General features: G+C 69.3%; 10 protein-coding genes. 9 read left to right on the top strand and 1 reads right to left on the bottom strand.

The features are described from left to right. Positions 1–184: 184 nt before the first annotated feature. From OOK40_RS29815 to OOK40_RS29785, 7 genes are all read left to right on the top strand, one after another. Positions 185–871, top strand: coding sequence for a response regulator (locus OOK40_RS29815; protein WP_266487559.1), 687 nt, complete (start codon positions 185–187; stop codon positions 869–871). 90 nt (positions 872–961) lie between these two features. Then, positions 962–2,320: an ABC transporter substrate-binding protein gene (locus OOK40_RS29810; protein WP_266487558.1), complete on the top strand. Its 1,359-nt coding sequence runs from the start codon at positions 962–964 to the stop codon at positions 2,318–2,320. Continuing rightward, entirely contained in the window at positions 2,317–3,183 is an 867-nt protein-coding gene (locus tag OOK40_RS29805; protein WP_266487556.1) for a carbohydrate ABC transporter permease, read from the top strand. Before OOK40_RS29810 ends, OOK40_RS29805 begins: the two co-directional genes overlap by 4 nt. After that, positions 3,183–4,007, top strand: a complete 825-nt coding sequence (locus OOK40_RS29800) for a carbohydrate ABC transporter permease (RefSeq protein ID WP_266487555.1) — start codon at positions 3,183–3,185, stop codon at positions 4,005–4,007. The genes OOK40_RS29805 and OOK40_RS29800 overlap by 1 nt, the downstream gene beginning before the upstream one ends. A 192-nt stretch (positions 4,008–4,199) precedes the next feature. Then, the gene (locus tag OOK40_RS29795; RefSeq protein WP_266487740.1) at positions 4,200–4,811 is read left to right on the top strand and encodes a helix-turn-helix transcriptional regulator; all 612 of its coding nucleotides are present in this window, start codon (positions 4,200–4,202) and stop codon (positions 4,809–4,811) included. 509 nt (positions 4,812–5,320) lie between these two features. After that, a complete protein-coding gene (locus tag OOK40_RS29790; RefSeq protein WP_266487554.1) occupies positions 5,321–6,484 on the top strand; it encodes a DUF3103 family protein in 1,164 nt (387 codons plus the stop codon). A gap of 137 nt (positions 6,485–6,621) precedes the next feature. Continuing rightward, positions 6,622–7,260 carry an HAD family acid phosphatase gene (locus OOK40_RS29785; RefSeq protein ID WP_266487552.1) on the top strand — a complete coding sequence of 213 codons (639 nt, stop codon included), beginning with the start codon at positions 6,622–6,624 and terminating at the stop codon, positions 7,258–7,260. Positions 7,261–7,330: 70 nt separating this feature from the next. Here the strand turns inward: OOK40_RS29785 and OOK40_RS29780 are convergent, their stop codons facing one another. Next, positions 7,331–8,356 (bottom strand): ATP-dependent 6-phosphofructokinase, encoded by a 1,026-nt coding sequence (locus OOK40_RS29780; protein WP_266487550.1) that lies wholly within the window; start codon positions 8,354–8,356, stop codon positions 7,331–7,333. 316 nt (positions 8,357–8,672) lie between these two features. On the opposite strand from OOK40_RS29780, the gene pta reads away from it, so the two are divergent. Together pta and OOK40_RS29770 are read left to right on the top strand one after the other, a co-directional pair. Further along, positions 8,673–10,754, top strand: coding sequence for a phosphate acetyltransferase (pta, locus tag OOK40_RS29775; protein WP_266487549.1), 2,082 nt, complete (start codon positions 8,673–8,675; stop codon positions 10,752–10,754). Beyond that, on the top strand, positions 10,751–11,977 hold the full coding sequence (locus tag OOK40_RS29770; RefSeq protein WP_266487548.1) for an acetate kinase: 1,227 nt from the start codon (positions 10,751–10,753) through the stop codon (positions 11,975–11,977). Before pta ends, OOK40_RS29770 begins: the two co-directional genes overlap by 4 nt. Positions 11,978–12,000 lie beyond the last annotated feature (23 nt).

The raw sequence follows: 12,000 nt of genomic DNA, 5'->3' as shown, positions 1-12,000 counted from the left end.
TTTCAGCCCCGCCGGCGTTTGAGGCGCGGGGTCTGGGGCGGGGCCCCAGTTCGGGATGGGGGTACCTCCCAGGCGAAGCTCTGGGGGAGGGCGGGGTGGGGAACAAGCCCCGCGCAGCGGCACCCGCACCGCCGACGCCCGCGCCGCTCCGCCCCGGCGCGCCTCGCCCCCTGGGGGTCGTCGCATGACCACCGCCCCCATCCGCGTCCTCGTCGTCGAAGACGACCCCGTCGCCGCCGACGCGCACGCCCTCTACGTCGGCCGCGTCACCGGGTTCGCCGTCGCCGGGGTCGCGCACTCCCGGTCCGAGGCCGTTCGCGTCCTGGAGCGGACCGCCGTCGATCTGCTGCTGCTCGACCTGTATCTGCCCGACGGGCACGGGCTCCATCTCGTACGGTCCCTGCGCGCCGCCGGCCACTCCGCCGACGTCATAGCCGTCACCTCCGCCCGTGACCTCACGATCGTGCGCGAAGGAGTGTCCCTCGGGGTCGTCCAGTACGTCCTGAAGCCCTTCACCTTCGCCACCCTCCGCGACAGGCTCACCCGGTACGCCGAGTTCCGTGCCGCGGCCGGGGAGGCCAGCGGCCAGGACGAGGTGGACCGGGCGCTCGGCGCGCTGCGCGCGCCCCAGGCCGGCGGGCTCCCCAAGGGCCTCAGCGCGCCCACGCTCGCCGCGGTCACCCGTACGCTGCGCGATTCCGCCGCAGGACTCACCGCCACCGAAGCGGGCACGGCGGTCGGCATCTCACGGATCACCGCGCGCCGCTATCTGGAGCATCTGGTCACCGAGGGCCGGGCCGCGCGCAGCCCGCAGTACGGACAGATCGGGCGTCCCGAGCTGCAGTACCGATGGATCACTTCCGGCCGCTGAACCGGTGTGCCCTGCACGGGGATTGACCCTGCTGACGGGCCGGACCTACGGTCACCGGGCAGCCCCCGTGGCTTCGAGGAGGTCGTGCCCGTGCGCCCCACCGCCCCACTCGCCCTCGTCCCGTTAGCCGCTGTCGTCGCAGCCTCACTCACGGCCTGCGGCGGCAGTTCCGGCAGCGACCCGGACACCATCAAGGTCGCCTACAATCGTTCCACCGACAACAAGGTCCGCTTCAAGGACACCTTCCTCGAGTCGGTGAAGAAGCAGTTCGAGAAGGACCACCCGGGCAAGAAGGTCAAGCTCGTCCCGATCCAGGCCCCGGACAACGACTACGCCACCAAGGCGCAGCAGATGATGCGCTCCCCCAAGACCGCGCCGGATCTGGTCTACGAGGACACCTTCCGCATCAACTCCGACATCAAGGCCGGGTACTTGAAGCCGCTGGACGACTACCTCCCGAAATGGAACCAGTGGAGCCAGTTCGTCGAGACGGCGAAGTCCGCGGCCAAGGCGGAGGACGGCAGGACGTACGGCATCCCGGACGGCACCGACACCCGCGGCCTCTGGTTCAACAAGGAGATCTTCGCGAAGGCCGGTCTGCCCGCCGACTGGCAGCCGAAGAACTGGGCGGAGATCCTGACCGCCGCCCGCACGGTCAAGCAGAAGGTCCCGGGCGTCATCCCGCTCAACGTCTACACCGGCAAGGGCCCCGGCGAGGCCGCGGTGATGCAGGGCTTCGAGATGCTGCTGTACGGCACCGGCGCCGACCCGCTGTACGACCCGTCCGCCAAGAAGTGGGTCGCGGGCGGCAAGGGTTTCCGCGACGCACTCGGCTTCGTACGCACGGTGTACGGGGAGAAGCTCGGCCCGGACGTCTCCGACGCCCTCGACCCCAACATCGGCACGCGGGTGGCGACGGAACTGCTCCCGGAGGGCAGGCTGGCGATCGACCTCGACGGTTCCTGGATGGGCCAGCACTGGCTCGCATCGGGCGCCAAGCCGTGGCCCCAGTGGGACAAGAAGCTGGGCCAGGCGCCGATGCCGACGCAGAACGGGCAGGCGCCGGGCCAGGTGTCCATGTCGGGCGGCTGGAGCTGGGCGATCCCGCAGAAGGCCAAGAACCCCGATCTGGCCTGGGAGTTCATCACGGCCATGCAGACCCCGGCGAACGCGGTCCAGTGGACGATCGTCGACGCGCAGATCGCCGTACGCAAGGATGTCGCCGCCGACGCCCGCTATCTGAAGTCCATGCCGGGCATCGACTTCTTCACCTCTCTCGTGCAGTACACCCACTACCGTCCGGCGCTGCCCGTCTATCCGCAGGTCTCGACGGCGATCGGCGAGGCGATGGAGAAGGTGACGACGGGTGACGCATCGGCGGCGGACGCGGCGAAGGAGTACGACGAGCAGCTGAAGACCATCGTCGACGGCGCGGTCACCACCAAGTGAGCAGCGTGCGAAGGGGGTTGTGGCGGTGGGTGCCGATCGCCCCCGCCACAATCCTGCTGCTGCTCTTCCTGGCGGGACCGATCGGCTACTGCGTCTGGATCGCGTTCACCGACACCCAGCTGACGGGCGCGTCGGGCTCCGACTTCGTCGGCATGGACAACTTCCGCCGGGCCTTTTCCGACGCCGGTTTCCGCAATGCCGTCTGGCTCACCCTCGTCTTCACCTTCGTCTCGGCGATCGTCGGCCAGAACACCCTGGGGCTGGCCCTCGCGGGTCTCATGCGTACGGCCTCCCGTCCCGTCCGTACCCTCACGGGCACCTTGGTGATCACCGCCTGGGTGCTGCCGGAGATCGTCGCGGCATTCTTGCTGTACACCTTCTTCCGCCGCGAGGGGACCCTGAACGCCCTGCTCGACTGGCTCCATCTGCCGTCCCAGAACTGGCTGTTCACGCTGCCGATCCTGGCGGTGTCGTTCGCGAACGTCTGGCGCGGCACCGCGTTCTCGATGCTGATCTACTCCGCCGCGCTGGCCGAGATCCCCCGCGACATCACGGAGGCTGCGGAGGTCGACGGAGCGAGCGGCCCGCGCCGCGTCTGGCACATCACGCTGCCGATGATCCGCCGTTCGATCGGCACCAATCTGATGCTGAACACGCTCTCCACGCTGTCGGTGTTCGGGCTGATCTGGGCGATGACGCGCGGCGGCCCGGGCAATCGCAGCCAGACACTGCCGGTGTTCATGTACGACCAGGCGTTCCAGAAGAGCCTGATCGGCTACGGCACGGCGGTGGCACTGCTGCTTCTGCTGGTGGGCTCGCTCTTCTCGGTCGTCTATCTGCGGCTGATGCGGGTGGAGGTCTGATGCGCCGGGCCACGCGCGCCCGGCTCGCCGCGGACGGCGCGCTGCTGGGGACGGCCGCGGCCTTCGCGCTGCCGCTGGTGTGGCTGGTGCTCTCCTCGGTGGACGCGGAGGCGGACCTGCGGGTGCGGGCGCCCTCGTCGTTCACCGCGGACAACTTCGACGCGGTGCTCACCGACGAGATCACCTTCACGCCGATGCTCAACAGCCTGCTGCTGTGCGGGGGTGCGACGCTGCTGACGGTGGTGTGCGCCGCGCTCGCCGCGTATCCGCTCTCGCGACACCGCTCGCGCTTCAGCCGCCCGTATCTGCTGACGATCCTGTTCACGACGTGTCTGCCGATCACGGCGGTCATGGTCCCGGTCTACGGCCTGTTCGTACAGGTCAATCTGATCGACACGATGTACGGCACCGGTCTCTTCCTCGCCACCTCCCAACTGCCCTTCTCCATCTGGCTGATGAAGAACTTCATGGACGCCGTCCCGGTGGCCCTGGAGGAGGCGGCGTGGACGGACGGCGCGTCGTACCTGCAGACTCTGACCCGGGTCGTACTGCCCCTGATGGGCCCGGGCCTGACCGTGGTGACGATCTACACCTTCATCCAGCTCTGGGGAAACTTCTTCGTACCGTTCATGCTGATCCTGTCCCCCGAGCAGATGCCCGCGTCCGTCTCGATCTTCACATTCTTCGGCAACTACGGTTCAGTGATCTACGGCCAGCTCGCGGCCTTCTCGATCCTGTACTCGGCGCCGGTGCTGGTGCTGTACGTACTGATCGCCCGCAGGCTGGGCGGCGGGTTCGCACTGGGCGGGGCGGTCAAGGGGTGAGTGGCCGCCCCGTATCGTCACGTGACGTTACCAAGTGGTAACGATCAGCTCGGACGTTCCTACGACAAGTGGCTCTGGGTGAACGCACCGTAGTCGCCGCCCCCTCCGGCCCCCTAGCGTGTCGGCGTGCACCACAACCCGTCCCCGCCCTTCGACGCCCCCGCCGCGCGCCGGCTGCGCGAAGCCCTCGGCATGGCCCCCGGCCATGTCGCCTACGGCCTTCGCGCCCAGTACGGGATCCATGTCTCGCCCGACGTCGTGGTCCAGTGGGAGCGGGGGCTCGCCAGCCCCGGCACGCGCGAACTGACCGCGCTCGCGGGGGTGTTGTGGTGCGCGCCGCACGATCTGCTCACCGAGGCGACCACCCTGCGCGAGCACCGGATGGCGCGCAGCCTCGCCCCGGAGGAACTCGCGCGTCTCGTCGGCATGGATGTGGGCTCGTATCTGCGGATGGAGGACTCGGGCCGCTGGCGCGGCAACGAGCGCCAGACCGCGGCGCTCTCCGAGGTACTCGACCTCGGCCCCCGCGAACTCCTCACGGCGACCGGCCGGGACGTGGACCTCGCGGAACTGCTGCGGGACGCGGTGAAGGCGCGCTGGCAGGCGTACGTACGCCCGGTGGGCAAGATGCTGCCGATGCGGCGGGAGCAGCTTGAGGGCGTGCTCGAGGAACTGCACTCCGCATACCAGTCCCGGATGGTGGCGACGCTCGCGTGGGGCGCGACGACGGTGGACACGGGGGAGCCGGGACGGGACTTCCTGGACCGGATAGTGGACCACTTCTGGGACTTGGCGCGGGTGTAGTCGCCTGCGGCGGGCTTTGCCCCCACCCGCCCCTTCCCGAACTGGGCAAGCCCCCAGACCCCGGACGGGGCTTCGCCCCGGACCCCGTATGCGACCTTCGGCCGCATGTCCTCAAACGCCGGACGGGCTGAATGTGCGGCCCTGCCGCACATTTCAGCCCCTTGGGGGTCCCCCCGGACGAAGTCTGGGGGAGTTTGAGGCGCGGGGGTCCGGGGGCAGCGCCCCCGGTTACGGGAAGGGGCGGGGTGGGGGCAAAGCCCGCCGCAGGCGCACCCCCCGCCCGGCAGCGTGGGAAGGCTGACGGCCCGTCGCATCACGGAACGAGCCCAAGCGCCAGGGATGCGACATCCGTTCTTCGGACTCCAGCAGTGGAGGATTCCCTCATTACCCGCGAGTCCCGTCGTGATGACGATATCGGGGGCGCGCACCGGATGTTACGCGCGTCGACCCAGACACCATGCCCTGGGAAACGCCCAAGGCAGTCCGTCATCACAGGAGGCCTCATCCTCATGAGCACGCGAAGAACTCACCGAGCCCTCGCGGGCCTGGCCTGTGCCACCCTCGCATTAGTCGCCCTGCCGGTCACCACCGCTCAGGCGTCGGCCGCGAGCAGCGTCGCAGCGCCGTCCCCCTCCACCTCCCTCTCCACTGCCGAGAAGATCCAGGACGCCCTGGCCCGGAAGACCGCGGCCTCGCTGGGCGACGCGCCCTGGAGTGCGCAGCTGCGTACCGCCTCTCTTCGCTCCACGACAGTCGACCTGCTCGAACTGAGCCGACGGGCCGGCGCACCCGCCGGCCGGCGCATGGAGAGCGCCGTCGCCGAAGCCAACAAGGATCTTGCCGCGGCCAAGGGCCTGGGCGCGGGCACCGGCTCGCTGCTCCGTATCAGGCTCGCCGACCCCTCGATGCGCGCCGGCCTCACGAAGGGCGTGAAGCCGCTGGTGGCGGCCGCCGCACAGGACGACGACCGCGCGTCGGTCACCGCCTACGACGGCGCCGGCCGCCGGCACAGGCTCGATGCGAACAGGACGCCGGACCGGCCCGTGTATCTCATCGACATCGATACGTCCAAGGCTCTCGCGGCCGGCCTGGACATCCTCGACCGGGAACTGGCGAAGGCGGGCCTGGCCGTCCCGGCCCTGCAGAAGCCCATCGCGCAGGGCACGTCCGGGGCAGCCGCGAGCGGTGTCTGGACGACGAAGATCACGTCCATCGGCGTGGCCGACGACCAGGAGCCGTGGTTCAAGGGCGGGGCCGAGACGTACGCCATCGTCACCGGCTGGGGACAGGACGGCGTCCCGCGCGTCGACACGGTGCAGATGCCGTATCTCGACGACGACGGGAAGACGTACTACCCGAACCAGGTCCTCGTGAAGTGGTTCAACTACAAGTACAACCTCGCCGACGTGGTCCTGATGGAGGACGACGGCGACACGAACTACAAGGCTCTGGCCCAGGCCATCGCGACCGCGCTGCTGACCCTCACCGACCAGGGCGTCTACGCGCCCCTGGTGGACGCGGTACTCGCGGCCATTCCGGACTCCTGGTACACGGACGACCCGGACTATGTGGACTCCTGGTACTCCCTGGCCAGGCAGGACCAGGGCCGCCGCAACGGCGCCTCCGGCAATGGCTGGATGACCGTCGAGCCGTATTTCGTCGAACAGTTCTGACGGCGTATCCCCTTCCGTCACGCCGAAGCTACTAGCCGGTAGCTGGAACGCATCATTCCGTCCACCGTCAGCCGCGATCATGCCGAGGCCCTGGCGCTTCCGCGCCCGGATCCGGACCCCTCAGGAGTGAACCCCCCATGCACGCACGCAGATGGACCACCCGGGCGGCGGTGACGGTCGCCGCGCTTGCCCTCACCTCGTCCGTGACCGCCACAGCGAACGCCGCGACCCCCACCCTCACCTCGCAGCAGACGAGCACCAGCCGTCCGTTCCTCGCCGACGTCGACTACGCGACCTGGCAGCGCGACGTCTCCGCAGTCGTCGCCACGGCCCGCCCCTACATCGAGCAGCGCACTGCCGGTGCCTCGGGACAGCGCCTCGCGATGGTCCTGGACATCGACAACTCCTCGCTGGAGACCGACTTCCACTACTTCTGGGAGTACCCGACCCCCGCGATCAAGCCGGTGCTCGACCTGGTCCGTTACGCCGACTCCCGCGGCGTGGACATCTTCTTCGTCACGGCCCGCCCCGGCATCATCTACTCGCTCACCTCGTACAACCTCAAGAAGGTCGGCTACCCGGTCGACGGCCTGTACGTACGCGATCTGCCCGACCTGTTCGGCGAGGTCAGCGCGTACAAGACCGAGAAGCGGGCGGAGATCGAGGCCAAGGGCTACACGATCATCGCCAATGTCGGCAACAAGCCCGGCGACCTGGTCGGCGGTCACGCCGAGCGGACCTTCAAGCTGCCGGACTACGACGGCAAGCTGTCCTGACCCACAAGACCGTCAGACACGTCCGCCGACCGTGCTCCAACCGCGGTCGGCGGACGGCCCGTTCACCGGTTCAGAAGACCGACTCCGCCTCGTACATACGGTTCTGTGGCACGGTCTTCAGCTGGGTGACCGCCTCCGCCAGCGGCACCGTCACCACGTCCGTGCCGCGAAGCGCCGTCATCATGCCGAACTCACCGCTGTGCACGGCCTCCACCGCGTGCCAGCCGAAGCGCGTCGCGAGCACCCTGTCGTACGCGGTGGGCGTGCCGCCGCGCTGCACATGCCCGAGGATGACCGGCTTGGCCTCCTTGCCGAGCCGGCGCTCCAGCTCCGCCGCGAGACGGTTGCCGATGCCCTGGAAGCGCTCATGGCCGTACTGGTCGATCGCGCCCTTCTCGTACGCCATCGAGCCCTCGGCCGGGTGCGCGCCCTCCGCGACGCAGATCACCGCGAACTTCTTGCCGCGCGAGAAACGCTCCTCGACCATCTTCACAATGTCCTCGACCTGGAAGTGCCGCTCCGGCAGACAGATGCCGTGCGCGCCGCCCGCCATGCCGGACTCCAGCGCGATCCAGCCCGCGTGCCGTCCCATCACCTCGACGACCATCACGCGCTGGTGCGACTCGGCGGTGGTCTTCAGCCGGTCGATGGCCTCGGTGGCGACCGTGACGGCGGTGTCGAAGCCGAAGGTGCGGTCGGTGGAGGAGATGTCGTTGTCGATGGTCTTGGGCACTCCGACGACGGGCATGCCCGCCTCGGCGAGCATCCGGGACGCGGTGAGCGTGCCCTCGCCGCCGATCGCGATGAGCGCGTCGATGCCGTACTGCTTCGCCAACTCCGCGGCGTTCTCGGCGGCTTCACGCAGCCGGCCGCGCTCCAGGCGGGCGGAGCCGAGGATCGTGCCGCCGCGGGCGAGGATGCCGCTGACGGCGTTGAGGTCGAGCGGGCGGTAGTGACCGTCGAGGAGACCCTTGAACCCGTCCTCGAAACCGATGACTTCATCGCCGTGGCCGGTCAGAGCACGGTGCACAACCGACCGGATCACTGCGTTCAGGCCCGGGCAGTCGCCGCCTGCGGTGAGCACTCCGATACGCATTGTGCTGTGTCTCCTGCTCGTCAGTGATGCATGTGAGCCCAGGTTCGATTGTTCCACGCGCGCCGGGAACCCCGCGCTCCCAGGGCCTGTCGTTCGGATCTTGCCGGGTTCGGCCTGATCCAAACGACAGGCCCTAGCCACTGAGCCGCATGGCACTCGGACCCCGCTCGCGAGCCCGTCGACCGACCCTTGCCCGGCGGGCGCCCTACCTACCGCCGGAGGTATTGTCAAGAGGGCAAGGCCGCCCTGTGCGGCTTTTTTGTAGGTACCACCTTTCGTACGTCTCATACGCGACAGCATGGACGGGAGAGCACGCGTGACGCGCAGCGTGTACGTGACCGGGATCGACCGCTCGGACGGCCGGCAGGTCGTGGAGCTGGGAGTCATGGAGCTCCTGACCCGCCAGGTGGACCGGGTGGGCGTCTTCCGCCCCTTGCTGCACGACCGCCCGGACCGCCTCTTCGACCTCCTGCGCGCCCGTTACCGGCTCTCGCAGGACCCCGCGTCCGTCTACGGAATGGACTACCACGAGGCCTCCGCGCTGCAGGCCGAGAAGGGCACCGACGAGCTGGTCTCCCGGCTCGTCGAGCGCTTCCACCAGGTGGCACGCGCCTACGAGGTCGTGCTCGTCCTCGGCACGGACTACGCGGGCACCCAGCTCCCCGACGAGCTGGCGCTCAATGCCCGGCTCGCGAACGAGTTCGGCGCCTCGGTGATCCCGGTCGTCGGCGGCAAGGGCCAGACCGCCGAGTTGGTACGGGCCGAGACCCGCAATGCCTACCGCGCGTACGAGGCCCTGGGCTGCGATGTCCTCGCCATGGTCGTCAACAGGGTCCGGCCCGATGAGCGCGAGTCCATAGCCGAGCGGCTGGCGGCCCGCCTCCCCGTTCCCTGTTACGCCCTTCCCGACGAGCCGGCGCTCGCGGCCCCCACGGTCGCCCAGATCACCCACGCGCTCGGCGCCACCGTCCTCCTCGGCGACGACTCCGGTCTGGCCAGGGACGCACTCGACTTCGTCTTCGGCGGTGCGATGCTGCCGAACTTCCTGAGGGCCCTGACCCCCGGCTGCATGGTGGTCACGCCCGGCGACCGCGCCGATCTGGTGGTGGGCGCGCTGGCCGCGCACTCGGCGGGCACCCCGCCCATCGCGGGCATACTGCTGACGCTGAACGAGCGGCCGAGCGAGGAGATCCTCACGCTGGCCAACCGGCTCGCGCCCGGCACCCCCGTCGTCCTGGTGCCCGGCATGAGCTTCCCGACCGCGGCCGAACTGTTCGGCCTCGAAGGCAAGTTGAACGCCTCCACGCCCCGCAAGACCGAAACCGCGCTCGGCCTCTTCGAGCGACATGTCGACACCGGCGATCTCCTGGCCCGTATATCGGTGGCCCGCAGTGGCCGCGTCACCCCGATGATGTTCGAGCACGACCTCCTGGAGCAGGCCCGCGCCGACCGCCGCCGTGTCGTCCTGCCCGAGGGCACCGAGGACCGGGTCCTGCGCGCCGCCGATGTCCTCGTGCGCAGGGACGTCTGCGACCTGACTCTCCTCGGCGACACCGAGGTCATCCGCAAGAAGGCCGCCGACCTGGGCATCGACCTGAGCACCACCCAGCTGATCGACCCGGCCACCTCCGAGCTGCGCCAGAGCTTCGCCGAGCGGTACGCGCAGCTGAGGGCCCACAAGGGCATGACGGTGGACCTGGCGTACGACGCGGTGGCGGACGTGAACTACTTCGGCACGCTGATGGTCGAGGAGGGTCTGGCCGACGGCATGGTGTCGGGTTCCGTGCACTCCACGGCAGCGACGATCCGCCCCGCCTTCGAGATCATCAAGACAAAGCCGGACGCCTCGATCGTCTCGTCCGTCTTCTTCATGTGCCTGGCCGACAGGGTTCTGGTCTACGGCGACTGCGCGGTCAACCCGGACCCGGACGCCGAGCAGCTCGCGGACATCGCGATCCAGTCGGCGGTGACGGCGGCCCGCTTCGGCGTGGAGCCGCGGATCGCGATGCTCTCGTACTCCACGGGCACCTCCGGGTCGGGCGCGGACGTCGACAAGGTGCGCGAGGCGACCAAGCTGGTGCGCGAGTCGCGTCCGGATCTGCGGATCGAGGGACCGATCCAGTACGACGCGGCCGTCGAGCCGTCCGTCGCGGCGACGAAGCTGCCGGAGTCCGAGGTGGCGGGCCGGGCGACGGTGCTGATCTTCCCTGACCTCAACACGGGCAACAACACCTACAAGGCCGTGCAGCGCTCGGCCGGCGCCGTGGCCGTCGGCCCTGTGCTGCAGGGCCTGCGCAAGCCGGTGAACGATCTGTCGCGCGGCGCGCTCGTCAGCGACATCGTGAACACGGTCGCCATCACCGCCATCCAGTCCCAGGGTCAGGAGCTCCCGGCATGACCGCCACCCGCATTCTCGTCCTCAACTCCGGCTCCTCGTCGGTGAAGTACCAGCTGCTCGACATGCGGGACAGCTCGCGCCTGGCGGTCGGGCTCGTCGAGCGGATCGGCGAGGAGACCTCGCGACTGGTGCACACCCCGCTCGGCGGCGGCGCCGGGAGGCGCGAGCGCAGCGGCCCGATCGCCGACCACGACACGGCGCTGAAGGCGGTCGCCGACGAGCTGGCACAGGACGGGCTCGGCCTGGACTCCCCCGAGCTGGCGGCGATCGGTCACCGGGTCGTCCACGGCGGACTGAAGTTCACCGCGCCGACCGTGATCACCGACGAGGTGATGGCGGAGATCGAGCGGCTGGTCCCGGTGGCACCGCTGCACAACCCAGCCAACATCACGGGAATCCGTACCGCCCAGGCGCTGCGACCGGACCTGCCGCAGGTCGCGGTCTTCGACACCGCCTTCCACACGACGATGCCGGAGTCGGCGGCCCGCTACGCGATCGACGTGGAGACGGCGGACGCCCACCGGATCCGCCGCTACGGCTTCCACGGCACCTCGCACGCGTATGTCTCGCGCAGGACGGCGGCGCTGCTGGGCAAGGACCCCTCCGAGGTGAACGTCATCGTGCTGCACCTGGGCAACGGCGCGTCCGCCTCGGCGGTGGCGGGCGGGCGGTGCGTGGACACCTCGATGGGGCTGACACCGCTGGAGGGCCTGGTGATGGGCACCCGCTCCGGTGACATTGACCCCGCGGTTACGTTCCACCTCAAGCGGGTCGCGGGAATGTCGATGGACGACATCGACGAACTGCTCAACAAGAGAAGCGGTTTGGTGGGTCTGTGCGGCGACAACGACATGCGGGAGATCCGCCGCCGGATCGAGGAGGGCGACGAGCGCGCTCGGCTCGCCTTCGACATCTACATTCACCGACTGAAGAAGTACATAGGCGCCTATTACGCGGTACTCGGCCGGGTGGACGCGATCGCGTTCACGGCCGGGGTCGGCGAGAACGCGGCGCCGGTGCGCGAGGCTGCCGTCGCGGGTCTGGAGGAGCTGGGACTCGTACTGGACGCCGAGCTGAACGCCGCCCGCTCGGACGAGGCACGAATTATTTCGGCGCCGTATGCCCGAGTTGTGGTGGCTGTGGTCCCGACCGATGAGGAGCTGGAGATCGCCCGGCAGACATTTGCACTGGTCACAGGCGTTTCCGCCGAGGGCAACGCCTGAGCGGAACACCGCCCATTTGTACA

This window comes from Streptomyces sp. NBC_01481, assembly GCF_026339995.1.
GTDB lineage: Bacteria > Actinomycetota > Actinomycetes > Streptomycetales > Streptomycetaceae > Streptomyces.
The sequence above is the reverse complement of the archived record's forward strand: the minus strand, read 5'-3'. Positions and strand labels throughout refer to the sequence as shown.

What these genes read in the sequence shown, in the direction of transcription:
- OOK40_RS29815 (WP_266487559.1), top strand. Translation starts at nt 185, where the DNA reads ATGACCACCGCCCCCATCCGCGTCCTCGTCGTCGAAGACGACCCCGTC.
- OOK40_RS29800 (WP_266487555.1), top strand. Translation starts at nt 3,183, where the DNA reads ATGCGCCGGGCCACGCGCGCCCGGCTCGCCGCGGACGGCGCGCTGCTG.
- OOK40_RS29795 (WP_266487740.1), top strand. Translation starts at nt 4,200, where the DNA reads ATGGCCCCCGGCCATGTCGCCTACGGCCTTCGCGCCCAGTACGGGATC.
- OOK40_RS29790 (WP_266487554.1), top strand. Translation starts at nt 5,321, where the DNA reads ATGAGCACGCGAAGAACTCACCGAGCCCTCGCGGGCCTGGCCTGTGCC.
- OOK40_RS29785 (WP_266487552.1), top strand. Translation starts at nt 6,622, where the DNA reads ATGCACGCACGCAGATGGACCACCCGGGCGGCGGTGACGGTCGCCGCG.
- OOK40_RS29780 (WP_266487550.1), bottom strand. Translation starts at nt 8,356, where the DNA reads ATGCGTATCGGAGTGCTCACCGCAGGCGGCGACTGCCCGGGCCTGAAC.
- OOK40_RS29770 (WP_266487548.1), top strand. Translation starts at nt 10,751, where the DNA reads ATGACCGCCACCCGCATTCTCGTCCTCAACTCCGGCTCCTCGTCGGTG.